Genomic DNA, 25,165 nt, shown 5'->3' on the forward strand with positions numbered 1-25,165 from the left:
AACGGTCTAGACCGATACGTTTAGGAAATTCAATTTAACGATCAGGTTAAGCATACCAATTTGATAATCGCCAAGCAGGACCATAAAAACAGCATATAACTTAGGAAAAAGCTTAATACCTTCCGTTCCTTCTTAATTATTAGATCTGAACAAAAGAAGAGGCTAACTACTGTAAGGATCAGATCAATAAGAACATACTTGGTGTAACTGGCTAAAGAGTCGCCGCGTATCGATGCAACCAATAAATCCAGAGCACAGAGCATAATTGTAGTAATTAGAAACACATTAATGAAGATTCCCTGTTTTACTTTATGGTGACCACGGGAGTGCACTTCCGCTGAACTTAACTTTAAAATCGACACTATTCTTCTCCTTTCATTTCATAAGTTATTAATACAACTATACTCCCACCTTTAGACATTTTTTTGTTATGAAACGCAAAAACCATCGCACGTTAGTCATGCGATGGTAAAATTACAGAGTTCTGCTGAGGTATTAGGAACATTATTTGAGTTTATAATAATATGCCCCATCTTCTTCAATCCGTTCGACCCGTCCGATATGCACAAGGTGCTCCAGATGAGACAATGCCTCCCCTGAAGCAAACCACTTCTGGGGGTGAGGGAAATCCTCCCACGTTTTATAACTCAAATCCCAGTGCATTGAAGCAGCCATTTCCCCAGTGGTCTTTCTGCCATTTTGTAAAATATCCAAAATCTCTTGGAGTCGTTCATCATGATGGGTGATCAGCTCAGTAATTCTTGTTTGGTGATCTCTGATTATTTTCCGGTGTGCTGTGAATAAGTAGTCTATGTCGTACTCTCTAACCTTATTAAGGCTCCTAAGGTACGTTGCTAAAATGTCCTGTTCAAATCCCCAGAAGGTTATGTTCGGGGTGATCTCATCTAAGATATGGTCGCCACAAAAAAATAGCTTGCGGCTTGCTTCATAAAGGCCTATATGCCCTGGCGTATGACCCGGAATATCCACCACTTCCAAGCAGTAATCCCCAACAATTAGCTTATCTCCTTCTGACAAAGGGGTAAATTCCAGGGGGCGGCAAGCCGAACCCCAAACTCTTTGCCAAACCTTGAGGAGGAATCATTTTTAAAGCCAAAGATTTGGTTAAGCGTTCCAAAGAAAGAATCCCGTTCTGATTTTCGACTTTCGGATGTTTGATTAAAAAGCTCTCCGTCGATTTCGCTAAAATATACAGTTTTTACGCCGTGCTCTTTAAGAACAGGCGCCAAGCCCGAGTGATCCATATGCATATGAGTAATCAAAAGATCTGTCTTTTTAAGGTCAATCTCCAATTCTTTTAACCCATCCATTAAGTCGGTCTGGCACTCTAAGGTGTGAAAGCCTGTATCGATAATTAGATTTCCGGAATCAGAAACCAGGATATAGCTATTAATAGCTCTTAGAGGATTTTTCGGCAAAGGTATCTCATTGAGATAGATTCCGGGATAAACTTCAGTAATCAAATTAAAAGCCTCCAATTTAAACAAACTATATAAAGAAAACTTGGCTAGTGCCCGAAGACACTGTCTTCGCACTTGTTAGCCTCGCGCAGGCGGCCGCCTTAGTTGCCCTTATGCTTCAGAAAGTATACAACGAAGTTATACTTTCTGATTAGTACCACAAAAACTGGATCTTCCGGACAGGATTGTTTTCTAGAACTGACTATCATCAACTCCATCAAGCCATTCTTCAATCGCCTGAATAACTTTTTGAACACACAGATCTTCAAAGGGGGATGTTAAATGAGCTAGTTTGACCAATTCCAGAAATGATCTGCTGCCGCCTGCTTGACATAATTTTAGATAATCTTTCCAAGCGGCCTCCCGATCTTCTCTTGATCGTTTCCAGAATTGGAAAGCGCATAGTTGAGCAAGAGTATAGTCTATATAGTAGAATGGAGCGCTGAAAATATGACTTTGTTGATGCCAATATCCACCTTGTTCCAAATAGCCATTCTCCTCATAATTGCGATGTGGCAGATATTTGTTTTCAAGTTTTCTCCAAACACTTTTTCTCTCTTGGATAGTTGCTTCAGGTCTCGAATAAGCAAAATGCTGAAACTCATCAACAGCCACACCATAAGGGATAAAAAGGAGTGCCTCGCTCAAATGCGTGAAACGGTATTTGTCTGCTGATTCTTTAAAGAACAAATTCATCCACGGCCAAGCAAAAAATTCCATACTCATGGAATGGATTTCGCAAGACTCATAAGTAGGCCATTGATATTCCGGCAGGGAAAAATTTCGACTGCTGTATACCTGAAAAGCATGGCCCGCTTCATGGGTTAAAACATCGACATCTCCTGAAGTTCCGTTAAAATTGGAAAAGATGAACGGGGAATAGTACTCGCTGATAAATGTACAATAACCGCCTCCGGCTTTGCCCTTTTTGCTCACCAGATCCATGAGTTCATGGTCTAACATAAATGTAAAGAATTCGTCTGTCTCAGGGGACAGTTCCTTATACATTCTTCGCCCATTGTCAACAATCCATTCCGGATTCCCCTGTGGCTTGGCGTTTCCCTTCAGAAAGCTAAACTTTTCATCATAATACATAAGCGTATCCAATCCCAGCCGACGTCTCTGCCGCTCACGCAGTTTTGTTGCAACGGGGACAATCTGCTCTGCCACTTGTCTGCGAAAATTAGCCACCATTTCCGGGTTATAGTCCGAGCGTAACATCCGAGCATAACCGAGTTCTACATAGTTCTCGTAGCCAAGTTTCTTGGCAATCTGAGTTCGGACTTTTACCAGTTCATCATAAATCTTGTCCAACGTTTCCTCATGTTCGGAAAAAAAACTATATCTTGCTTCGCTGGCTCTTTTCCTCATAGATTGGTCAGTAGACTGTTGGAAAGGGCCAAGACCGGGTAGATTCCGCTCCTCACCCTCGAACAGGATACTTGCTGAGGCGATAAGTTTCGTGTATTCAGTTGCCAGCTTGTTCTCAGTCTGTAAATCCTCGATGATTTCCGGCTTAAAGGTCTTTAATGTCAACTCGGCAATTGTAAAGAGCTGCTTACCCCATTTCTCCTCTAAAGCACTGCGAAATCCAGAATCGACCAGAGCCTGATAAAATTCCGAGATCAGTCCTTGATATATCGGCATCGTTTCATCAAAGTATTCTTGTTCCTGCTCATAGTATGTATCCCTCGTATCAATGGTATGTCGAATCGATGCCAGCTGAGACATTGATTCAAATTCCCCGCGTAGGGTGTTAATTTCAACCATTGCCGCATCTTGCTCATCGATACTTGCAGACTTTGTAAACCTCTTCATCAGATCGGCAAAGCTCGGTTTTATTATCTCAATATCAGGCCGATGGTACTGATAATCTTTAAATTTCATGAATTCACCCTCCGTGTTCATCGCTTAATCTTAGCCATAATTATTATTTTATTATATCATTTAAATCCCTGTCTTACTTCAGGCACAAACTTTTCTGTAGTATAACGAGGCATAGTCCATTTTAACGCCTTCCTCTATTTAGAGAAGCTGCTTGCTAATTTATGCAAAGCTTCATCATGAACTCTGTAAACGGTCCATTCTTCCATAGGAACTGCGCCCATTTGTTTATAGAACTTGATTGAAGGTTTGTTCCAGTCTAAACACCACCATTCTAAACGGCCGCATTGACGTTCTATAACTAATTGAGCGAGAAACGAAAGAATTATTTTCCCTAATCCTTTCCCTCTCATTTCCGGTTTGACGTACAAATCCTCTAAATATATTCCCGGCTTACCCAAAAACGTGGAATAATTGTGAAAGAATAAGGCAAAACCTACTGGCTGATTTTTATATTCTCCGATAATGACTTCAGCCATTTTTCTTTGAAATAATGATTCTCTTAGTCCTTCTTCTGTTGCCACGACATCAGGCAGCATTTTTTCATAGTCCGCTAATTCTCTGATAAATCCCAAGATAAGGGCAGCATCTTCACTCTCTGCAAATCGTAATTTAAAGTCTTCAATTTTGGTATCAATTATTTGCGGCATTTCTTATCCCCAATCTTCTCCAGTCAGATTTTATTAAACTTACTTGTTTTCTCCGTTAGCTTATCTACTGTAAGGCACTTCTTTTTCCGCGAAATCAATCAATCAATCAATTTAAAGTTTAGAGTTGCAATAACCATTTCCCGAAGTCATTTGCAACTTTACCTTCGATAATATTGCAATACTTGACTATTCTCATACTTCATAGGTTCTCCTGAGTCTTAACGCTGATCGCTGGAAAAGGAAGTTCCTTCAAATTCCTCGATTTGTTTTCTAATAGCTGGAGGTATTTCTGCTTTTTGCGAAGCATTGTAATCGTACATGACAATAACCCCTTCCCCAGAGGCTGCCACTCCCACTTTTTCACTGATAATTAAGTGCTCCATAACGAAGCTTGACTTACTCATAGATTTTATTTTGGCCCCTACAATGACTTGATCAGGATATTGCAGTGGTTTATGGTACTTACAGGTCGACTGAGCAAGAATCGGGCCAAGGCCTGTCTCCAATTTGATATCGACAAGTCCAATTTCCCTGAAATATTGAATCCGGGCAGTTTCAAAATATCTTAAATAATAGATATTATTGAGATGACCGTAGGAATCCATCTCACCCCACGCTATAGGTATTATTACTTGAACGGGAAAATCTATTAATTCCGCCACTTGATAGACACCTCCTAAAAGATAAAGCTTAATGTATTGGCATAGTTTTCCAAGCGCTAGGGCTTTATTGTATTTGATCTAAGATCCTTAACAAGCTGCTAGACATCACAATCCCTTTCTTAATTCTCTAAAAATATAGATTATTCCTTCTCTTGCTTACTCTTACTTCCAACGGATCCCCTGATTTTAGCTCTTTGCTTTGCCTATGCTCCTGATTCTTGTCACAACATCCTTGATTAAACGGGCAGTGATTCCCCAAATAGTGACATCAGCAACTCTATAAACAAAGATGTTGCTCTTAACATTCCCCCACTGCCTGTAGTACCGATCCGGAAGGCCCAATTCTTTGGCAGGAAACGTTACTACTTCCTCCCCTGCCTGGTTGACATAGGATGGGTGAACTTCCAGCGTTACTTGATAAATCTCCGGCTCAGTTTTCTCGAAATAAGAAACCGGAACCGTAAAAATTCTCTCGACCTCGGCGAGATTTATTTTTAAGTTCTCTAAACAGTTCGCATCAAGAATTCCTAAAAAGGCATCCACGGTTGTGCCCATTGTCGCGATCACTGTATCCAACGGCCCAATAACTCTAATCTTCTCAGCACCGATCCCCAACTCTTCTTCAGTTTCTCGAACAGCCGCGTCCTGATAATTGGCGTCGTTTTCCGGATCGAATTTTCCTCCCGGGAAACAAATCTCACCGGCCTGCCTTATCAGGGCAGCTCTTTTTTCAAAGACAAAATGATATTCCCCATCAACGAGCAACAGTAATACTAGGACAGCCGAATTGAAGTATTCATTTTTCCCATTGATACCCGGCACCAAAGGCAACGTATTCTTTAGCCCTTCAAGTACTAATTCATCCATGCACTCCACTCCCGTATCGAAATCTCTCAAGAAACTGGTCAATAAGGAACAATTAATGCGAACAAGGCCAGAAGCATTTGCCTCCAGCCTTGTTTCTGTCAACAGACTATATTACTAAAGTCGTTCATACTCACCTTTATCGTTAAGATACTGGATGTCAAAGCAACCATAATACTCTCCATACATATCAAAAGGATCAAAGCCACTTTTTTTAGTGTTGTCGTCTGAATATCCGATAAAATAAACAACTTCATCAACATCACGCATTCGAAATTTGTACTGAGGTCCTGATTCAAACTTTTTAATCAATTGCTCAAATTCTTCGGTGCCTTTTTTAGCATCTGAACTAAAATACTCAGTAAATTGTTTATTCTCAAGACAATCTTCCGTGATCTTAAACACGCAACCACCTACATTCTATGTTTTAAAAAATTTCCCTTTTTAATTAATCATCTTAAGTTTTGGTCATCCATAGTCCGGTACTTGATCATTATTTTCAATGATCATTTTCTTATATTATAGTATATAATTCGCCAAATTCCAAAATACTCCTTCTTCCTCGAAATAGATTTAAGAATAAAGAAAACTTGGCTGGCGCCCGCAGGCACTGCTTCGCACTTGTTAGCCCTTGCGCAGGTGTCTGCCTACTTGCACTTATGCTGAAGAAAGCATTAAACGAAGTTATGCTTTCTGACAGTAAGAAAAAGGTTGGACGAATAAAAAGTTCATCCAACCAGCACTAGCCTTTAAAACAACTCAAAAATACAACCCAATACAACACTTGACATAAGAATTAAATTAATTATTTTCTCCTCTTGTATAGCTCCTTACTTATCTCTTCAACCTTGACTCCGCGCTCTTCCAACATTACCAAAACATGATAGAACAAATCCGAGACCTCATATCGAATCTCGTCAGGATCAGCATTTTTCGCCGCAATAATTACTTCGGCACATTCTTCACCGACTTTTTTAAGAATTTTATCAATCCCTTTTTCGAACAGATATGTCGTGTAGGCTCCTTCAGGCCGCTCTAGATTTCGAGAATGTATCACCTCGGTCAATAATTCCAAGGTCCTTCCTAAAGGCAGTTCGGATCTTGTTTCAGGTTCTCCAAGACGCTTAAAACCATCGCTCTCTAAACCATAGTGAAAACACGAAAAGTGATCTTCATGACAGGCCATCCCAGTCTGTTTTACGGTTAAAAGCAAAGCATCTTGATCACAATCAAATTTAATATCCACAATTTCTTGAAAATGCCCAGAGGTCTCTCCTTTCAGCCAGAGAGTTTTCCTACTGCGGCTATAATAGCAAGCCTTACGTTCACGCAGCGTCCTGCGCAAGGATTCCTCATTCATATAAGCAAGCATTAGAACCTCTTTCGTCTCCACATCTTGGGCAATCGCAGGAACAAGTCCCTGAGCATCCCAGCGGATTCCCGATAAATCAAGAAATTCTATTTGATTTTCTTCCATTTCGCATCTCTACCTTCCCTGATATACGTTATGTAAGCAGTTTAGTAAACTCCGTGAAAGCGATCGACCCCAAATGCGGGAACCCTGCTCCTCAAAGCTGGAGCTCGAACGGCTAGTTTGCTCTGCGAGCGTATGACTGAGGGCTGTGTCACACAAGTCCCCTTACTAGGATTCCCCGTTCCGCCAGATATCTTTTAGCTTCTTCAATACTATACTCCTTATAATGGAAAATCGAAGCTGCTAAAACCGCGTCTGCTTCCCCGAGAGTTAAACCTTCTGCTAAATGCTCCAAGGTCCCTACTCCACCGCTGGCGATAACTGGGAGGGATACTGCTCGACTCACCGCTCTTGTCAATTCTAATTCATAGCCTGCTTTCGTTCCATCCCTGTCCATAGAGGTTAGAAGGATTTCCCCGGCACCGAGCTTCTCAGCTTCTTCAGCCCAGGTCAAAACATCTTTACCAGTTGCGGTTCTTCCTCCGTGAATGTACACTTCCCATTGCCCAGGAGCTGTGCTTCGTGCGTCAATAGCTAAGACAATACATTGGCTTCCGAAAGCATAGGCACCTTCTTGAATCAGCCTTGGGTTCTGAACCGCTGAGGTATTTAAGGATACTTTATCCGCTCCAGCCCGCAACATCTTGCGAATATCCTCAATCGTCCGCAGCCCGCCTCCGATCGTAAACGGAATGAAGACTTGTTCAGCGGTCCGGCGTACCACGTCAACCATCGTCTCTCGCTTGTCCGAAGAAGCGGTAATATCCAAGAAAACAAGCTCATCAGCACCCTCTTGATCATAGAGGGCAGCAAGTTCCACCGGATCACCTGCATCTCGCAATTGGACAAAATTCGTTCCCTTAACAACTCGTCCTTCATGAACATCTAGACAGGGAATAATTCGTTTACTTAACATTTCATTCCCCCCTACTCCCATTATTCTCTTCACTCGGATTGAATCGAGCAGCTTCTAGAGCTTCTTGCAAGGTAAAGGCTCCGCTGTAAAGAGCTTTTCCCGTGATGGCACCCTCTATGGAAACTCCTTTTAAGTGTTCAGCCTGCAAATGGCGCAAATCAGCCAACGTGGAGATTCCGCCGGAAGCGATAACAGCTAACCCGGACTTCTGAGCTAAATGGACTGTACTTTCAATGTTCGGTCCGCTCAGCATTCCATCCCGGGAAATATCAGTAAAGACAACGCTTTTAATCCCTACGTCCTTCATGGCTAGGGCTAAATTGATGGCTTGCATCTCAGTCGCTTCAGCCCACCCATGGACTGCAACCCATCCGCCCAGAGCATCAATCCCTACCACAATGCGTTCACCATAGCACCGCGCGGCTTCAGCAACCAATTGCGGATTCTTAACGGCAATCGTTCCTAAGATAACCCGTTCCACCCCTAAATCCAAAAGTTCGGTGATCCTCTCCAGCGTGCGAATTCCTCCGCCTACTTGAACTTTCAGAGAAACACTCCCAACAATTTTTCGGATGACTTCATCGTTGACTGGTTCTCCCGTAAATGCCCCATTCAAATCAACAACGTGCAAATGCGATGCACCTTGTCTTTCAAACCCTTTGGCTACTTCAACAGGATCATCCGCATAAACCGTAGAATCTTCCATCCGCCCTTGTAATAAGCGTACCGCTTTTCCCTCTTTGAGATCAATTGCTGGAAAGAGCAGCATACTCGTTCACCAACTTTCCGAAATTTGACAGTATTTGAAGCCCCCAGGGGCTGGATTTTTCCGGGTGGAATTGTGCCCCCCAGACATTGTCTTTACCAACGATGGCAGGGAAGACAACCCCATAATCACTTGTCCCAATAATATCCCCTTGATCTTTTGGCAGAGCGTAGAAGGAATGGACAAAATAAAAGTAGGATTCATTAGGAATCCCTTCTAATAACCGTGAAGGCTGAATTAAACTCATGCTGTTCCAGCCCATGTGAGGAATCTTGCCGCCAGGCGGGAATTTCACGACACGGCCTGCTAAAAGGCCTAACCCAGCGTGTTCCCCATGCTCCTCCCCAACCTCAAAGAGCACTTGCATCCCGAGACAGATCCCTAGAAAAGGACGACCCGAACCGGCAAACTGGATGATCGAATCAATCCACTTTCCACGCTTCAAAGCCTCCATGGCATCTGCAAACGCTCCAACTCCCGGCAAGATGACGCCATCGATAGTCGCCAAATCCTGCGGATCCGTCATGATCTTAGCTTCGAAGCCGACTTTTTCTAAGGCTTTTTCTACACTTCTCAAATTTCCCCGTCCATAATCCACAATTCCTATCACTTTCATTCCTCCTGGAACGCAATTTAAGCGATTTTACAAAATCCCTTTCGTCGAAAGAATACCTGCATAGCGAGCATTCTGTCGTAAGGCGAGACCTAGAGCCCTCCCCACCCCTTTGAACGCTGCCTCAAGTATGTGATGGAGGTTTTTCCCGGTAATTTTCCGGATATGTAGTGTTAACCCACTCTGCACCGCTAACGCTCGGAAAAATTCTTCAGCCATTTCAAACGGAAACTGGCCAACCATTCCTTCAGAAGGTGCTATATCCCATACTAGGTAAGGACGATTGGAAAGATCCAAGGCGACCTGAACCAATGCTTCATCCATCGGAAGAAAAGTCTCCCCGATACGTTCAATTCCCGCCTTATTACCGCAGGCCTCCCGCAGCGCTTGTCCTAATACAATTCCACAATCCTCGATGGTGTGGTGGGCATCAACGTCCAAATCTCCACTGGCCTGAAGCAGAAGGTCGAAATAAGCGAAACGAGCGAAGGCTGTGAGCATATGGTCAAAAAAGCCAATCCCAGTCTCCACTTGAGCCTCTCCGGTCCCGTCAAGGTTTAGGCGAACTCTAATCTCGGTTTCCTTGGTTTTACGTTCAATATAAGCTTCCCGCATAATTATCTCCTCTCGTGAATTTCCGAGTCATTCTTCTAATAACGATAACCAATCGAGATCAATCACGTTTAAAGCATGTTTATCTCAGCAATAATCTTCAAAAATCTCTCATTTTCCTCAGGCAGGCCGGCACTGATGCGCAGGCATTTGCCGAGAAGCGGAAGCTCACCCATGTTGCGTATGAGGAATCCTCTTTTCAGGAGTTCCTTGGCCCAACGGTCCGAATCTTTTGGTTTAAAGAGGATAAAATTAGCCTTGGTCGGATACACCATAATCTCGGAAACCTTGGATAATCCCTCGAAGAGTTTTTGGGTTTCTTTCTTAATACTTTGAATTTGCTTTTGGTAGTCGTTCAAATATCCTAAGGCAAGAATCCCTGCCTTCTGACTCAGGGAATTAACGTTAAAAGGCGGTCGTACACGATTGATTAAATCAATGGTTCCTGGTTGACCTAATAAATAACCTAAACGAAGACCTGCCATACCAAAAGCCTTGGAGAACGTCCGCAGAACCACTAAGTTTGGATATTTTTCCAGCTCAGGAATCAGAGTTTCTCCAGAGAATTCCGCATAGGCTTCATCAACGACCACAATCTTGCCGCTTTCCCTTACCAGCTGAAGAATATCTTCACGTCGAAACAAAGAGCCTGTGGGATTATTCGGGTTGCAGACGATTAAAACATGAACATCTGGAGACTTTGCGGCTTGCAGCATCCGCTCTAAATCTAAATAGAGCCCATCAATCAAAGGAACCTCCACAACAGCCGTATCTGTCAATCGAGCGGAGATCTGGTACATACTGAAGGTCGGCGGGTGAATGACCATCGATTTCCCCACGCCGCCGAATGTAAGAAGGATAAGCTGAATTAGCTCGTCGGAACCATTGCCAACTAAAATTCCCTCCGGAGATAGATTAACATAACCGGCTATGGCTTGTTTCAGCTCTTGAGCCAAACCGTCCGGATAGCGATTAAAAGCCGGACTCTCTGCAAATAATTTTTCCTGCATGCCTGCAGGCCATGGAAAAGGGTTTTCATTGGCATCCAGCGTAATGCACTGGGGCATGTGATTCGCTTTATAGGGGACGAGCTTACGAACTTCAGGGCGAACAAATTCCTCGATTTGATTCATGACAACTCCCATCGTCCATGACTCCTTTACGTGCTAATTTTTAAATCGAGCTTCAACGGCGCGGGCATGAGCTTCCAACCCTTCGCTGCGCGCCAGCAGGGCAATCTGTTGGACATCTCGTTTTAACGCAGTTTCCGAATACCCTATAACACTAACCTTTTTCATGAAGGTATCGACATTAAGGGGAGAATAAAACCTGGCTGTCCCACCCGTCGGCAATACGTGATTGGGACCTGCAAAATAATCGCCAACCGGCTCAGGAGAATACCTGCCTAAAAAAACTGCGCCGACATTTTTAACCTGCCCCAACCACGAGTAGGGATCCTTGACAACCAATTCGAAATGCTCCGGTGCGATTTTATTGGCCAAAGCCATACCTTCCCTAAGATCTGCAACTAAGATAGCTGCTCCATAGGTTTCCCAAGACGCTCGGGCAATTTCCGCGCGGGGCAGCTCATCCAGCTGTCGCTCCACCTCTTTAACCGTCTCTTCAAGCAGAGTACAAGAAGGAGATACTAAAATTGCCGAAGCGAGTCGGTCATGCTCTGCCTGTGACAGCAGATCTGCCGCTAACTCTTCCGCTCGCCCGCTTTCATCTGCGAGAATCAAAATCTCGCTCGGTCCTGCCAACATATCAATATCTACGCTTCCAAACACCTGTTTCTTTGCTAAAGTTACGTAGATGTTGCCGGGACCGGTAATTTTATCAACTCGGGAGATACTCTCAGTTCCGTAGGCCAGAGCCGCAATTCCTTGGGCTCCTCCTGCTTTATAGATTTCGGTCACTCCGGCTTCAGCAGCTGCCACTAAAACTTCGGGCAGTAGCGTACCATCCGAGCGGGGCGGACTGACCATGACGATCTCTTTGACCCCCGCCACTACAGCCGGTAAAGCATTCATCAGCACGGAGGACGGATAGGAAGCCGTCCCGCCGGGCACATAAATCCCTACACGTTGGAGGGGCAGCAAGAGCTGTCCTAAAATACTCCCGTCCGAATCCGGGTCCAGCCAAGAGATTCGCTTTTGTTTCTCATGATAGCGTAAGATATTCTCTTTTGCCGTACGTAAGGCTTGTAGAAAACCCTCACCCACTTCTTGATAAGCTCCTTGAAGCTCATCATCTGTAACCTTCAACCCTTTTTGGCGCAAATCTACATGGTCAAATTTCTCAGTCATCTGATAAATTGCCTCGTCTCCATTTTCACGAACGCGCTCCAGAATCTGAGCCACGCGTTGTTCAAGGCCTTCATCATCTCCATATGATTTGCGCGTAAGTCGGTTTAAATCGATATCTTTCAAAGTCTCAACATTCACGTTTGCTCACCCCTCACCAACTGATCACATAGGTTAAGAACTCTCTAAGCGAAATTTCTCGTGTACAATATACACTGACTAAACTCCGGTCCTATTTTGCGGTGACATCTTCATTCATACCAATGCGCAATTTACCCACAAGATCCCTGATTCGCTCGTATTTCATACGATACGCTACCCGATTAGCGATCAAGCGGGAGGTTGCTTCAAGAATTGGTGCAACTTCTAGGAGATGATTCTCCCGCAATGTTTTTCCAGTTGATACAATATCAACAATCATTTCGGCCAGACCAACACACGGCGCGAGTTCAATGTTCCCGTGCAATTTGATCGGACTAACCTGCATTCCCAGTCCACTGAAAAACGCTTCAGCTACCCTCGGAAATTTCGTTGCAACTCGCTGGTGATTCAAACCACTTAAATCATACTCATCATTGGGAAGCTTGGGCGGAACCCTTCCTTCAGGCATGGCAACTACAAAACGGCAATACCCAAATTTTAAGTCCAGCAATTCAACAACATCTTTATTTTCCTCTAAAAGTGTGTCTTTACCGGCAATTCCTAAATCGGCTGCTCCATACTCTACGTAGGTCGGAATATCTGTAGCTCGACAAATAATAATCTTCACTTTACTATTCGGAAGGTCGTAGAAAAGCTTCCGCGAGTCTTCATTAACATGGCTGCACTCTATCCCAATACGGCTCAACAGCTCGATTGAGTCGATAAGTAATTTTCCTTTAGGCAAGGCAATCGTTAAAAAATCGTTTTCCACTGAGCTTCTCCTTTCGTCAGGCTCCAAATATCTTTAGCGCTTTAGTTGATTAAAGCATTAATATATTAGTATTATACCAACCATCCTGAACTCTGGCAACCCCTTTTATTTACTCGGAAAATTCTGCTTTACTACAAAAATCGCGGCACCATCGGAAGATGAAAATGGCCACTTTCAGGATAGAATGAAGAAAACTCGGCTTGTGACAAGCTTGTAAGAGCAGAAACTGTTAGTTGCACTAATACTTTCTGACAGTATAAAAAGACAAGACAAACAAAGGTCTTGTCTCATTCTCACAAATGATTAAGGTGATGTTCTTAAACGTCTGTTCTTAAAAATCCAGATAGTCATCGGACAACGTTAAATGCTCAAATTTCCTTATCAATTCAAGCAGATCTCGGTCCGTAAGAAGAGGTATGCCATTTTCCGTTAATTTTTTAAAATCAATGGTAGTTAAAAGACCGAGGCACCCTCGATTCTTCTCTTCAATTTCAGCAAAGGCCTTCGTCAGATAGGAAGGCAAATCTTCCTTATGCTCCTTTATGATATCCCAACGGGCTATCTTGGGAACAAAAAGACGGTAAACTTCCTTTCTCTCTAAATCTTCTTCAATTTGCCGGAGGGATAAACCTTGAGAGGAAAGCTTCTTCCTACGCATTTCTCGTTCTAAATTAAACCGATCATTTAAACGCTTTAAAAATAGGATGGCAAGGACATATTCTTTGAAACTTACTGCGTCTCTATCCTCACGTAATGAATCGCAAGTCTCATCCAGAAAACTTTCCAGCTGTTCCAATGTCAACTTTCCGTCCATGTCGTTTCTCCTTTACAAGACAACACTACGTCAATCTCCCATCTCAATTCCCAAGGAACGGGCTGTGATTAATAGGGGATCTGTGACAGGCACTTGTTTTAATTGGTCTACCGCTTGATGAAGAGGAACTTGAACAATATCCCGCCCGTGAAGAGCGACCATTATCCCAAACTTGCCTTCCAGGGCCGCATCGACTGCCGCTGTGCCATAACGGGAAGCTAAGACACGATCGTAAGAATTTGGAGAACCACCGCGTTGTAAATGCCCGAGGACTGTGACCCGAGTTTCTAAACCAAAATGCTTCTCGAGATCGTTGCCCAACTTGGCGCCAATTCCGCCTAACTTGACCGGATCAGAACGTCCCGGAAGCAATCTATCAACGACCATCTCACCGCCCAAGGGTTTGGCCCCTTCTGCTACAACGATGATGCTGAATTTCTTCCCTTGTTTTGCCCGTTTCTGTACGGAGTAGGCCACCCTGTTAAGATTATATGGTATTTCCGGAATCAAAATGACATCTGCCCCTCCGGCTACACCTGCATAGAGGGCAATCCAGCCCGCATAACGGCCCATTACTTCCAGAACCATCACTCTATGATGGGATTCTGCTGTCGTATGCAGACGGTCTAGAGCCTCCTGTGCCGTTTCCACTGCCGTTTGAAAACCAAAGGTCTGATCCGTAGCCATTAAATCATTGTCGATGGTTTTGGGGATTCCGATGACCGGAAACCCTTTTTCCGCAAATTTCAAAGAAATATTTAAGCTTCCGTCCCCGCCAATGGCTAATAAGGCATCAATTCCGGCCTCTTGGAAATTTCTAAGGACGTCCTCTGAGCGGTCAAGAGGCTGCCTGACCCCATTAACGTTGGAGACATACTCGAAGGGATTATCACGGTTCGTCGTTCCAAGTATTGTGCCGCCACGTGGCAAAATTCCCGAAACATCCGCTAAGGTTAAGGGTATGAACTCTCCTTCAACTGCACCATGGAAACCATCCTTTATCCCAAGAACTTCGAGGCCATATTGGTTTGCGCTCCTGACAACAGCACGAATTACTGCGTTAAGACCTGGACAATCTCCGCCGCCCGTAAGAACAGCAAGTTTATGCATCTTCAAACACTCCCTCCCCTGCCTGTCTAATCTCCGGAATATTCTTTAACTTTGCCATAGTCTGAGCTGCTCCCTTGTCCATGGCTTCAAAGGCCATTTCCACCTTCTTGCCCTGTGCCCTCAATTCCTGACATTGACGGATTATTTGCTTAGCATCGGATCCAAAAACTAAAATATCTGCCCCCTCAATAACAGGCAAAGGAAAAAGCTCTAACATGCTCCCCAAGTGGATAGCAAAGCCTGTAGCTGGTTGAGAGGACCCAAAGTCAGCATACAAAGCATCGTACCGTCCCCCTTCGAGTACGGGAAAGCCAATTCCGGCGACATACCCTTCAAACACAGCTCCAGTGTAATACGAAAAGCCTCTTAAAATTCCCAGATCTAAGGATACATTTCCTTGAACACCAAAATCACTTAAATAACGGTAAATCCGCCTCAAACTCTCAACTGCCTCCCGAATAGTCGGGAGTGTACTCCAGCCAAGAACTTCATCGAGGATTTCTTCTCCGCCGTGAAAATGAGGTAACCGAAGCAGCAGTTCCTGTACACGCTCCGGCAACCCACTGTTTTGGACCAACCGTTCTACGCCCACCATGTCTTTGCGAGCTAGGGCCTCTTCCAGCTTAGTCTGGAATCCTTCATCGACACCCGCCTCCAACATGAGCCCTGAGAAGATTCCCATATGCCCAAGGTTAAATTGATAATTTTTGATCCCTAAGCAAGCAATCGCCTCGACAGCAAGAGCAATCACTTCCGCATCAGCCAGTTCTTGGTCAGCACCGATGAGTTCCACTCCAACTTGACGGAATTCACGATACCTAACAGTAGTATTACGGAAAACATCTGCACCATAACACAAGCGGAGAGGTAAATTTGCTCCACGCATACGCGTACTAACCAAACGAGCGATGGGAATCGTCAATTCCGGTCGCAAGGCCAAGATGCGTCCCTCTCGATCGAAAAACTTGTAGAGAGAATCAACTTGCTCCACATCAGGCTGAACACAAGCGGTAAATTCTAAAGTAGGAGGCAGCACTTTTTGATAAGACCAACGCTGAAAAAGTGTCATGACCTCAGTCTCAAGGCGTTCCTGCACTGCAATTTCCTCGGGCAGTAAATCACGCATGCCTTCCGGAATACGTTGTCCTAAATTCGTTCTTAGCATTATTATTCCCCTTCTCTACGCTCAATGATGCTTCAAAATCTGAAACGATTATATTAGTATTCATGGTGAAGTCATCGTAACAATTGATTCTAGATCTCAGATCGAGAATTTACTTCAAGTTTAATCTTGTTCTTGCAATCGGCTTAAGATTAGTTGATACCCATCCGCTCCGAAATTTAAACAGCGTTTAACACGGCTAATGGTTGCCGTACTTACTCCAGTAACTTTTTCAATGGCAGTATAAGTCTCATTTCTCCTTAACATCTTCGCTACTTCCAAACGCTGGGCCAGCGCCTTTATTTCAGCGATCGTGGCAATATCTTCGAAAAACCGATAACACTCTTCTTTCGTTCTTAACAGCAAAATTGCCTCGAATAAGGCGTCCGTTAAGGGATTTTGTAAACGTTCATCGCTTGACATTGTACACCCTCCTCGGATTACTTTCTTCCTTTAATTTATTAAAGCATTGGAATAATGTCAAGTATTTTTACAGATGGACCTGTTTAATTTTTCCTCTTGATATTTCCTCACAGCTTATGCTACAATACAAGCATCTTTTTGCGAGACTTTAACACAAAAATTTCATAAAAACTCTTATTCAGAGTAGGTGGAGGGACTGGCCCGATGAAACCCGGCAACCGGCATTTAAAAGCACGGTGCTAACTCCTGCAGAGAAATCTGGGAGATAAGAGGAAAACCGAATGTAACTCCGCGGGTTTTCTTCGCGGAGTTTTTTGTTGTGTTGAACTCTCGAAAACATCTAAGAAGGAGGTACAACTTGATTCAGATTAACCAGCTAGTCAAAACATACGTCTCCCGCCAAGGAGCCGTAACCGCTCTTGATAACGTTTCCTTGAACATTCCTCAAGGCGCTGTTTACGGGATCATCGGCTTAAGCGGGGCTGGTAAAAGCACACTTATTCGCTGTATAAATCTGCTTGAAAAGCCCACACGCGGAGAAGTCGTCGTTGCAGGTCAGACGTTGACAAAACTTTCCGGAAAGGCACTCCGTCAAGCACGGCAGGGAATCGGGATGATTTTCCAACACTTTTGTCTTTTGCAATCGCGCACGGTGGCGGAAAACATTGCTTTCCCCTGGAGATTGCCGGCGTGCCCAAACAAAGAATCGCTGAACGCGTCGAGGAGTTGCTCAGCCTCGTCAATCTCGAGGAAAAAGCTTCTGCTTACCCTTCTCAACTCAGCGGCGGGCAAAAACAGCGGGTAGGCATTGCGCGAGCACTAGCAACACAACCTCAAGTTCTCTTGTGCGATGAAGCCACTTCAGCTCTCGACCCCCAAACCACCCTCTCGATTCTGAAACTACTCCGAGACATTAACCAAAAACTCGGCTTAACGATTGTTCTAATTACCCACGAAATGAAAGTGGTCAAAGAGATTTGCACGGATGTGGCCGTGATTCACCAAGCCCGCATCGTCGAGCACGGCCCCGTAGAATCTGTCTTCACTCAACCCCAGTCGGACATCGCCCGAGAATTCATAGCAACTATCTTTCCGAAAGACCTTCCAACGGAGCTGCTTAAAGATTTTGCGACTCATCAGGACTCAGAAATTATCCGTCTTCAATTTCTTGGATCGCAGGCTTCGGAGCCCATCATTACTGATTTATTACACACTTGTGCTGTCCGTGCCAACATTCTTTATGGGAGCATTGATCATTTAAGGTCTACTCTCTTTGGTACTTTAACTTTAGAGCTGCAGGGAAACCCAGAGCAACTCCAAGAGGCCCATCACTATTTAGCAGGCCGAAATTTAAACTTGGAGGTGATTCGAATTGCTAACTGAACCCTCCACACTCTTCCAAGTCTCATTAGGGAGCGACTTGCTCCAGCTCGTTTCTCCGGCAATAGGGGATACTCTCTACATGGTCTTCGTCTCCACATTTCTCGCCTACCTTTTAGGACTTCCCTTGGGAGTTGTTTTGGTTGTCAGCTCACCTGGACATATTTCCCCCAACCCTTGGGTGGAGCGAATTCTCGGAACCCTCATCAACATTTTACGATCCGCTCCGTTTATCATCTTATTGGTGGCTCTTATCCCACTAACGCGTGTACTTATCGGCACGTCAATTGGTACGACCGCTGCCATTGTCCCGCTTGTCATCTCGGCAGCCCCTTTTGTGGCAAGGGTCGTGGAAAGCTCTCTCAAAGAAGTTCCCTATGGCATCATTGAGGCATCACTTTCCATGGGAGCCTCACCTTTTCAGATCATCCTTAAAGTACTTCTTCCTGAAGCAAAAGGTTCGCTAATTCTTGGTGCTGCCATCACGACGATCAGCGTGATCGGCTACACTGCCATGGCGGGAGCTGTCGGCGGCGGAGGGTTGGGAGATTTAGCAATTCAATATGGCTATAACCGATTTCGAACCGATATTATGGTTGTCACGGTCATCATACTCGTCATCCTTGTACAAGGGCTGCAGTCCTTAGGAACTGCCTTAGCACGCAAATTAGCCCATTAAGAGTCTATATACTTAAGATCTAATCTAAACTTGAGGAGGAACATTGATGTTAAAAAACAACAAACGTCGCTCACTTGCTTTAATCTTGATTTCCCTGGTCTCACTCACTCTGGTACTCGCTGGATGCGGAAAACCTCAGGCAGCTGCAGCCACCGCTAATTCAACAGGTACTACCGTGCTCAAAGTCGGAGCTACCCCCGTACCCCATGCTGAGATACTGGAATTTATCAAACCGGCATTGGCCAAAGAAGGCATCGATTTGAAAATCGTTAATTATACAGATTACGTGCGTCCAAACCTCGATTTAGATTCTGGAGAGATCGACGCAAACTTTTTCCAACATACCCCCTATCTCGAATCCTTTAACAAGGACCATCATTTGAATCTTGTCTCACTAACTAACGTTCACATCGAGCCGATGGGTGTTTACTCAAAGAAAATTACGAACTTAGATCAACTGAAAAATGGAGATACCATTGCTATACCTAACGACCCTTCAAACAGTGGTCGCGCCTTAGCTTTACTTGCCAAAGCAGGCCTTATTCAACTGAAAGACGGGGTTGGAATCAGTGGAACGGTTAACGATATCAGCGGCAATCCGAAGCAACTAAACGTTACCCCGATCGACGCTCCTCAACTGCCGCGTGTACTTCAAGATCCTAAAATCAACGCAGCCGTAATCAACACCAACTATGCCTTGGAAGCTGGACTCAACCCCACCAAGGATTCCCTTTTCACTGAAGATAAAGATTCACCGTATGCCAATATCCTCGTCGTTAAGGACAACCGTAAAGACGATCCTGCTTTACAAAAATTAGCGAAAGCTTTAACCTCTCCAGAGGTTAAAAAATTCATCGAAGACAAGTATAAGGGCTCGATCGTTCCGGCTTTCTAAAGGAAGCAACAGTTACTTACTTTTAAACTGGAATAAGGACGAAACCCTTCTGTCACAAGGGATTTCGTCCTTATTTCCGCTATCTTTTGAGTAGTAATTTTAACTAAGTTTAGTAATAGCTTCTGTATTCCAAATCAAACTCCATGATATTAATTGTTGCTTAATTAATGACTGGGAATTTGATGCATACTGTAGTCCCCGACGAGTCTGAATCAAATTCCATAACCGCATTATGGCGTACTACAATGCTCTGACATATAGCTAACCCTAAACCAGTGCCCCGCTCTTTGGTCGTTAAGAATGGAGTCCCAATTTTTTCAATAAAGACTGGGTCAAGACCCTCACCTTGGTCCGAAATCCTCAGGATCACACAATGATCCGTTTCCCACGTCTCAATGGTTAGTTCTCCTCCAGGTTTCATGGCCTCAAAGCCATTTCTGGCTAAGTTCAAAAGCAACTGTCTAAGTTCATTTTCATTCCCCCGGATATCTGGGACTAACTCCAATTCGAGGTTGATTTCTTTGTCCTGATTAAGCGCATCTGCGCTTAAAAGCGGCACCAATGATCTTACAATCTTTGACAGATTTACAAGTGAGAAATCAGCGGGCTTATCTCTCGCTAAACTTAAATATTCCGTGATGATGAGATTCGCTCTGTCCAGTTCTTCTATCATGATTTTAAAATAATCATAATATGGTTGAGTATTATCCTTAGAAGCAAGAAGCTGTAAAAAGCCGCGTACTGTCGTCAAGGGGTTCCTCACCTCATGAGCGATTCCTGCGGCCATTTCTCCAACCATATTTAATCGTTCTAAACGTACAAATTCCCGATCAGCATTTTTACGATCTGTGATATCAATAAGAACTAAAAAAATCAACCTTGTTCCATCACTATCCGTATAAGGCTGCGAATAAATCTCATATAATCGATGATTATATACCCGCTCATTTCTCGATGGAGTTGAATTTTTTACAATTAAAGGAATTACACAATCACTACAAGGATGATTCGAGTCCGCAATGACATTATGGCAGCTTTGCCCTTTACAGTGCCCAAACTTTTCTTGAAAACTATGATTGGCAAAGCGTATCGTATAATTTTCTTCAAGTACATAGATTAGACCTGGGAAAGCGTTGAAAAGGGTGTAGAGGCGAAGATGCTCTTCCTCAACCATTTTTTCGAGCTTCTTTCGGTCATCAATGAAACGCATAAAAATTGAGATCCCGCTCTCTCTTGGGTAAATACTAAATTCGATCCAATGCCCAATTAGCTTGGAATAAAGCTCAAATCGTTTGGGATATCCATCTTTCATAACACTCTGGCAAGAATCCCAAATTATTGGATCCTGCTGCCAAATCGCTGTCCCAAAAACAGATCCAACTAAGTTCGCTGGCATGCCCTGCATTTGAAGAGCTCGAGAAATGGCTAGATTGGTATAAGTTATAACCCATTGGCGGTTTACAGCGATAAACCCGTCGCTAATACTTTCCATAGTATCGATCATCTCTTGATTAGCTTTCGCTAATTCCTTTTCAGCAGCCTCTTTCTGAATCATCTCAATTCGAAGCTGCTCATACGCCCGTTCCAGATCATCCGTACGGGATTTGACCAAATCCTCCAGACTTTCCCTATAAAGAGCCAACTCTTTTTCGTTCTGATCAATCTCCGTAATATCCCAAACTGAGACAACCCTTAAGCGTTTCCCATGAATCGCTATTTCATAGCTGTCAGTATGGACAGGGAATCGACTTCCATCTTTTCTAATATGAACTGTTTTATAGGTGCAATGACCGTAGTCATGAATACTTCGCACAATATCCGGTAAGTCTTTATGACATTCTGGGGCGAAAACATCGTAGACCGTTCTGCCAATTAGTTCTGATGGGCCATAACCATGCATTTCTTCATAACTGGGGTTAGTTTTGATTAATTCACCACTGATAGCATCACAAATCATCATACCCCAGTAATTATCTCTAAAGATTCTATCCCAGACTCCATTGTCTTCCTGCAGCTTACTTAAAGTGATTTCAAGGTTTGCGACTTTTTGTTCGAGTTCTAAAATTTTCTTACCTTCGGACATTACAATCACTCTCTCAAAAGGATATTTAATTTTAAGAAATAAATTAATCTCAAGAGACCTCAAGACTATATTCTATATTCTTTCTAAATTATCCTCTATAAAGAATTTCTCGTAATTTGTACATAAATTTACAAATTAATGCAATTCATAGTTACGGCTAACATGTAAAATTATTATTCGACAATATACGCATTATGCCATGGTTTGTCATTAGTTCCAAAAAATCAGCCCTTAATCCCGGCCTCGGCGCATGTGTCTGAATTTATGACCTAATACCCAGATCTTTTACCGGTCATAGTATTAATGTTTAACTTAAACAACGTTACTTTAGATAAAGCTTCGTCGTTGTACAGAACTTCCTGATCTGTATATTGCTGCATAATTATTTGAATAGCTTGTCGCTTTTCTTGGAAATCTTCGATAAATTGAACCTCACCAAAGCCTATAACACTTTGATACCGCATTGTCCAATCACATCCCAGTTTTCCCGGGAGAACCTGAGTATCAACTTCCACCTCAAAACAAGCCTGAGGATTCTCTCGAAGTATCAACAGTTTTAAACCTTCAGGGGCGGAATGAAAGTATAGCACTCGTTCTGCATAACCAAAGCTCATGGGGATAATATAGGGCATGTCCCTATAAGATACGGCCAAACGACACACCTGAGCCTTTTTCATAATTTCATCTAAAGCGTATTGTTCTGTAATTTCCTTGTCCTCTCGTCGCATGGTATTTCCTCATTTCAAATTTATTATTTATTTAAGATCTTGGTACCCAAGCTGTTTTAGCTAAAGCCAGTTCGAGACCTGAATCTTCTCCGAGTATTTGATGGTTACAGACAAAGTTTAAGTCCTCCGTTCGATCGAGCACACAATGAGAGTGAATCTTGGATCCGTAGGTGGTTTCTTTCTTATACAGTATTTCCAGAGAGGAAAGATAACACTCTTGATAGATATTTTCAGGGACCGCTTCAAGTATCCACTGAAGGTAATTGGCATTGTTCACATGCCCGTTGGTATCAATATCACTTCTTCGGACTGAAAAAACTTTCACCTCTTCATTTTTCGTCTCTTCTTTATTAAATGCCGCAAAAGTGTCCTCAATCGCTCTTGCTGAATTCAAACCATAGGCTTCTTGAAATTCCGGCCACACTCGTAAAGGACGTTTCTTCAAAAGATTATAAAATATCCACAAGGAAGAAGCTCGGCCTATGATATCTTGCTTAGAATTCCTGATTAGGAACTCCCTTGTGGCATAAAACCGCTCAAAATTTGAAGGCCAGGTTTCAATCGTCACGGTTTCACCTTGTCTGGGATAATGGTCTATCTGGAGATGCCAGCGGTTAAGTATCCAAGCTAGCCCTTCTGCTTTTAAACGTCCAACCCCAAAGCCAACTGCCTCAGAATGGGCAATGGCCGTATCTTCTAAATAATACAACATTGTCAGAGGTGTGGCCTCTTCGTGAGGATTAACTTCATGAAAGTGAACTTCAAATTCCATCTTGAAATTTTGATTTATCATCAGTAACTCACCCACTCGTTTCTCAGTTTAAGTTCACCCATATTATAATCCTCAAACATTAAGGAATTCCAGAAAAATCCTAAATCTTTATAAGAAGACGCTCGTTTTGACGAGGTCTTCTTTTTGTTTAAAGTTTTTTGACGAGTGTTTTATTAAAGTAACATAAAACATAGGATAGAACCCTGCTATCAACATAAACTACTGCCAAGAATTACTTTTACACTATTCACGAACGGGGGAGGTGCCTTCGATGAATCACCTAGAAAAGAAACCATCTGCTTCAGTAGCGATCCATCCAGAATTGCGGCGGATTTTGCTTGCGAATCCAACGTCCGAATCTTTTAATACAATGATAGAATACCAATTATTTGACCAGCTTGAACCGTCACTTGCCGATGATATTCCTAGACTTTTACCCTATTGGGAGCATTTAGCCTGCCAAGGAAACGAAATGATAGGCACACTGATCCGATATCTGTCCAAGCATTCTCCTGGCCTATTTGAAGGTAATAAACTTATTAATGCCAACCTGCTTCGTATTTGTATCTTGGCCGCAACACCTGGGATTTTTTCATTCCCTCCGTTCGAAATTCAAGAACATTTAACCCAATTCTTAGATACTGCCGATGTTTTGGCGGATTTGCCGCAATTTAATGTGATATCCTTTCCTGTTAATGAAATCAAACCCCTATCCTCTGATTTATCCCGATTTCGCCTCACGCCACACAGCCGCCGTTACATTCAGAACTTATTTCGTCCTGAACGATGTGAGGCTATCCTATCCGTCCTAGCCTATATCGCGAAGCATTACCCACTCCTCCACATATGTCAGCAATCCTATGCCTTAATGTTATCTCTCGACGACATTGATACCTGGGGACAACATCCTTTTTGCCTACGACTCATAGCAAACCGTTTCTGGGAATATCAGTTAGAGGCAAGCCAATAACAGCTCAGTGTATGTGACCTGATAATGCGCCTTTCCAGTTATTTCAGATACAGGTAACGCTCCATGCTCGGGATATATGGAGACCACTCATCTTCGGGGTAATTGGCTTTTGCCTGTTCAAACTGATATAGTTCTGCATCCATAACATCTGCGTAATGGATCACTAAGGCTTCCATCGACTTCGGCCGTTTGGGGGATTGCCATTCATATTTTCCATGATGACTAGAAAGAATATGCAGCAATTTATAGCGCAACTCTTGAGGAAACCCTGAAACTTTAGCAATTTCCCCAGAAAGAAGCTCCAAGCCCATTACAATGTGACCTAACAACCTGCCTTCCGTCGTAAACTTAATCCCCCGGTCGTAGGAATACTCCCCTATCTTACCAACATCATGTAAAAGTGCCCCAGCAAGAACCAAATCCTGATCCATGCTCAGAAAATGCCCTGCAATTCCATTCGCCAGTTCCGCCACTCTAACACTATGCTCCCAAAGTCCCCGCAAATAGGCTTGATGGATTTTTACAGCGGCAGGAGCCTGTCGATAAGCCGTTCCCCACTCTGGATTATCTAGAAACTGTCTTAACAGCTTCTGAAGCTCTGGGCTGTGAATCTTATTTAAAAGTGCTCTTAGGCGGGTTTCTAACTCAACCTCGGGTATTGGGGAGCAGGGCAATAACATTGTCAAATCCACATCTTCTTTGGGAATCATTCGTATTTCTTCAACCGTAAGATCCAGCACGCCTCTATATTCCGAAGCGACTCCTTGAATAAAAAAAATATCTTGATCCCTTAACCATGTAAGAATCTGGGGTTGATACTCCCACATCTTAGCTTGCATCACACCTGATCGATCTTGACACGTCAAAGAAAGAAATGCACCTGGTTTTTGGCGAAAAGGGACCTCCTTCCATTCATTAACCAAGACGATTCCCTCAAATCGCTCCCCATTCTTACATTCTTTCAGCATTAAGTACATCCTCTCTATTACATCCCTTATTAAAACAATT

At 43.5% G+C, this 25,165-nt stretch carries 26 protein-coding genes, 2 pseudogenes and 1 riboswitch; of the genes and pseudogenes, 5 read left to right on the forward strand and 23 right to left on the reverse strand.

Features of this window, described 5'->3' with window-relative positions; translation table 11 throughout:
* Nucleotides 1–41: 41 nt before the first annotated feature.
* From VZF35_RS09380 to VZF35_RS09470, 19 genes and pseudogenes are all read right to left on the reverse strand, one after another.
* The gene (locus tag VZF35_RS09380; RefSeq protein ID WP_407313023.1) at nucleotides 42–362 is read right to left on the reverse strand and encodes a hypothetical protein; all 321 of its coding nucleotides are present in this window, start codon (nucleotides 360–362) and stop codon (nucleotides 42–44) included.
* Between the two features lie 142 nt (nucleotides 363–504).
* Nucleotides 505–1,484, reverse strand: a pseudogene (locus VZF35_RS09385) (MBL fold metallo-hydrolase).
* 189 nt (nucleotides 1,485–1,673) lie between these two features.
* The gene (locus VZF35_RS09390) at nucleotides 1,674–3,368 is read right to left on the reverse strand and encodes a M3 family oligoendopeptidase (protein WP_407313025.1); all 1,695 of its coding nucleotides are present in this window, start codon (nucleotides 3,366–3,368) and stop codon (nucleotides 1,674–1,676) included.
* A gap of 134 nt (nucleotides 3,369–3,502) precedes the next feature.
* Entirely contained in the window at nucleotides 3,503–4,015 is a 513-nt protein-coding gene (locus VZF35_RS09395) for a GNAT family N-acetyltransferase (RefSeq protein WP_407313027.1), read from the reverse strand.
* Between the two features lie 218 nt (nucleotides 4,016–4,233).
* Entirely contained in the window at nucleotides 4,234–4,677 is a 444-nt protein-coding gene (locus VZF35_RS09400; protein ID WP_407313029.1) for an acyl-CoA thioesterase, read from the reverse strand.
* Nucleotides 4,678–4,863: 186 nt separating this feature from the next.
* A complete protein-coding gene (locus VZF35_RS09405) occupies nucleotides 4,864–5,544 on the reverse strand; it encodes an NUDIX hydrolase (RefSeq protein WP_407313031.1) in 681 nt (226 codons plus the stop codon).
* 114 nt (nucleotides 5,545–5,658) lie between these two features.
* Nucleotides 5,659–5,946, reverse strand: a complete 288-nt coding sequence (locus VZF35_RS09410) for a hypothetical protein (protein WP_407313033.1) — start codon at nucleotides 5,944–5,946, stop codon at nucleotides 5,659–5,661.
* A 400-nt stretch (nucleotides 5,947–6,346) separates the two neighbouring features.
* Complete coding sequence (hisIE, locus tag VZF35_RS09415; protein WP_407313035.1) at nucleotides 6,347–7,018, reverse strand: bifunctional phosphoribosyl-AMP cyclohydrolase/phosphoribosyl-ATP diphosphatase HisIE; 672 nt, start codon at nucleotides 7,016–7,018, stop codon at nucleotides 6,347–6,349.
* A gap of 148 nt (nucleotides 7,019–7,166) precedes the next feature.
* The gene (gene hisF / locus VZF35_RS09420; RefSeq protein WP_407313037.1) at nucleotides 7,167–7,931 is read right to left on the reverse strand and encodes an imidazole glycerol phosphate synthase subunit HisF; all 765 of its coding nucleotides are present in this window, start codon (nucleotides 7,929–7,931) and stop codon (nucleotides 7,167–7,169) included.
* A 1-nt stretch (nucleotide 7,932) separates the two neighbouring features.
* Nucleotides 7,933–8,700 carry a 1-(5-phosphoribosyl)-5-[(5-phosphoribosylamino)methylideneamino]imidazole-4-carboxamide isomerase gene (hisA, locus tag VZF35_RS09425; RefSeq protein WP_407313039.1) on the reverse strand — a complete coding sequence of 256 codons (768 nt, stop codon included), beginning with the start codon at nucleotides 8,698–8,700 and terminating at the stop codon, nucleotides 7,933–7,935.
* The gene (hisH, locus tag VZF35_RS09430; protein ID WP_407313041.1) at nucleotides 8,678–9,307 is read right to left on the reverse strand and encodes an imidazole glycerol phosphate synthase subunit HisH; all 630 of its coding nucleotides are present in this window, start codon (nucleotides 9,305–9,307) and stop codon (nucleotides 8,678–8,680) included. Before hisH ends, hisA begins: the two co-directional genes overlap by 23 nt.
* Nucleotides 9,308–9,340: 33 nt before the next feature.
* Nucleotides 9,341–9,931 (reverse strand): imidazoleglycerol-phosphate dehydratase HisB, encoded by a 591-nt coding sequence (hisB, locus tag VZF35_RS09435; protein WP_407314553.1) that lies wholly within the window; start codon nucleotides 9,929–9,931, stop codon nucleotides 9,341–9,343.
* A gap of 62 nt (nucleotides 9,932–9,993) precedes the next feature.
* Nucleotides 9,994–11,067 carry a histidinol-phosphate transaminase gene (gene hisC / locus VZF35_RS09440; protein WP_407313043.1) on the reverse strand — a complete coding sequence of 358 codons (1,074 nt, stop codon included), beginning with the start codon at nucleotides 11,065–11,067 and terminating at the stop codon, nucleotides 9,994–9,996.
* A gap of 21 nt (nucleotides 11,068–11,088) precedes the next feature.
* On the reverse strand, nucleotides 11,089–12,369 hold the full coding sequence (gene hisD / locus VZF35_RS09445; RefSeq protein WP_407313045.1) for a histidinol dehydrogenase: 1,281 nt from the start codon (nucleotides 12,367–12,369) through the stop codon (nucleotides 11,089–11,091).
* 91 nt (nucleotides 12,370–12,460) lie between these two features.
* Entirely contained in the window at nucleotides 12,461–13,141 is a 681-nt protein-coding gene (gene hisG, locus VZF35_RS09450; RefSeq protein WP_407313047.1) for an ATP phosphoribosyltransferase, read from the reverse strand.
* A 331-nt stretch (nucleotides 13,142–13,472) separates the two neighbouring features.
* Nucleotides 13,473–13,955 (reverse strand): type I restriction-modification system subunit M N-terminal domain-containing protein, encoded by a 483-nt coding sequence (locus tag VZF35_RS09455; protein ID WP_407313049.1) that lies wholly within the window; start codon nucleotides 13,953–13,955, stop codon nucleotides 13,473–13,475.
* A gap of 30 nt (nucleotides 13,956–13,985) precedes the next feature.
* The gene (locus tag VZF35_RS09460; RefSeq protein ID WP_407314555.1) at nucleotides 13,986–15,065 is read right to left on the reverse strand and encodes a 6-phosphofructokinase; all 1,080 of its coding nucleotides are present in this window, start codon (nucleotides 15,063–15,065) and stop codon (nucleotides 13,986–13,988) included.
* Nucleotides 15,058–16,230 carry an ATP phosphoribosyltransferase regulatory subunit gene (hisZ, locus tag VZF35_RS09465; protein WP_407313051.1) on the reverse strand — a complete coding sequence of 391 codons (1,173 nt, stop codon included), beginning with the start codon at nucleotides 16,228–16,230 and terminating at the stop codon, nucleotides 15,058–15,060. The genes VZF35_RS09460 and hisZ overlap by 8 nt, the downstream gene beginning before the upstream one ends.
* A 120-nt stretch (nucleotides 16,231–16,350) precedes the next feature.
* The gene (locus tag VZF35_RS09470) at nucleotides 16,351–16,650 is read right to left on the reverse strand and encodes a YerC/YecD family TrpR-related protein (RefSeq protein ID WP_407313053.1); all 300 of its coding nucleotides are present in this window, start codon (nucleotides 16,648–16,650) and stop codon (nucleotides 16,351–16,353) included.
* Between the two features lie 171 nt (nucleotides 16,651–16,821).
* A riboswitch (SAM riboswitch) is annotated at nucleotides 16,822–16,922 on the forward strand.
* 47 nt (nucleotides 16,923–16,969) lie between these two features.
* Here VZF35_RS09470 and VZF35_RS09475 point away from each other — a divergent pair.
* From VZF35_RS09475 to VZF35_RS09490, 4 genes and pseudogenes are all read left to right on the forward strand, one after another.
* Nucleotides 16,970–17,454: pseudogene (locus VZF35_RS09475) on the forward strand (ATP-binding cassette domain-containing protein); the annotation flags it as partial.
* A gap of 153 nt (nucleotides 17,455–17,607) precedes the next feature.
* Nucleotides 17,608–18,033, forward strand: a complete 426-nt coding sequence (locus VZF35_RS09480; RefSeq protein ID WP_407314557.1) for an NIL domain-containing protein — start codon at nucleotides 17,608–17,610, stop codon at nucleotides 18,031–18,033.
* Nucleotides 18,023–18,709, forward strand: a complete 687-nt coding sequence (locus VZF35_RS09485) for a methionine ABC transporter permease (RefSeq protein WP_407313055.1) — start codon at nucleotides 18,023–18,025, stop codon at nucleotides 18,707–18,709. Before VZF35_RS09480 ends, VZF35_RS09485 begins: the two co-directional genes overlap by 11 nt.
* 46 nt (nucleotides 18,710–18,755) lie before the next feature.
* The gene (locus VZF35_RS09490; RefSeq protein WP_407313057.1) at nucleotides 18,756–19,604 is read left to right on the forward strand and encodes a MetQ/NlpA family ABC transporter substrate-binding protein; all 849 of its coding nucleotides are present in this window, start codon (nucleotides 18,756–18,758) and stop codon (nucleotides 19,602–19,604) included.
* Nucleotides 19,605–19,764: 160 nt separating this feature from the next.
* Here VZF35_RS09490 and VZF35_RS09495 read toward each other — a convergent pair whose 3' ends face one another.
* The 3 genes from VZF35_RS09495 to VZF35_RS09505 form a co-directional block, all read right to left on the reverse strand.
* Nucleotides 19,765–21,687 carry a PAS domain S-box protein gene (locus VZF35_RS09495; protein ID WP_407313059.1) on the reverse strand — a complete coding sequence of 641 codons (1,923 nt, stop codon included), beginning with the start codon at nucleotides 21,685–21,687 and terminating at the stop codon, nucleotides 19,765–19,767.
* 269 nt (nucleotides 21,688–21,956) lie between these two features.
* A complete protein-coding gene (locus tag VZF35_RS09500; RefSeq protein ID WP_407313061.1) occupies nucleotides 21,957–22,415 on the reverse strand; it encodes a pyridoxamine 5'-phosphate oxidase family protein in 459 nt (152 codons plus the stop codon).
* Nucleotides 22,416–22,446: 31 nt separating this feature from the next.
* Nucleotides 22,447–23,208 carry an acyl-[acyl-carrier-protein] thioesterase gene (locus tag VZF35_RS09505; RefSeq protein ID WP_407313063.1) on the reverse strand — a complete coding sequence of 254 codons (762 nt, stop codon included), beginning with the start codon at nucleotides 23,206–23,208 and terminating at the stop codon, nucleotides 22,447–22,449.
* Nucleotides 23,209–23,458: 250 nt separating this feature from the next.
* On the opposite strand from VZF35_RS09505, the gene VZF35_RS09510 reads away from it, so the two are divergent.
* The gene (locus VZF35_RS09510; RefSeq protein WP_407313064.1) at nucleotides 23,459–24,157 is read left to right on the forward strand and encodes a hypothetical protein; all 699 of its coding nucleotides are present in this window, start codon (nucleotides 23,459–23,461) and stop codon (nucleotides 24,155–24,157) included.
* Nucleotides 24,158–24,195: 38 nt separating this feature from the next.
* Here VZF35_RS09510 and VZF35_RS09515 read toward each other — a convergent pair whose 3' ends face one another.
* Nucleotides 24,196–25,125, reverse strand: coding sequence for a 3'-5' exoribonuclease YhaM family protein (locus tag VZF35_RS09515; protein ID WP_407313065.1), 930 nt, complete (start codon nucleotides 25,123–25,125; stop codon nucleotides 24,196–24,198).
* Between the last annotated feature and the right edge of the window lie 40 nt (nucleotides 25,126–25,165).

It is taken from the genome of Desulfosporosinus paludis, assembly GCF_045689965.1.
In the GTDB taxonomy this organism is placed as follows: Bacteria; Bacillota; Desulfitobacteriia; order Desulfitobacteriales; family Desulfitobacteriaceae; genus Desulfosporosinus; species Desulfosporosinus paludis.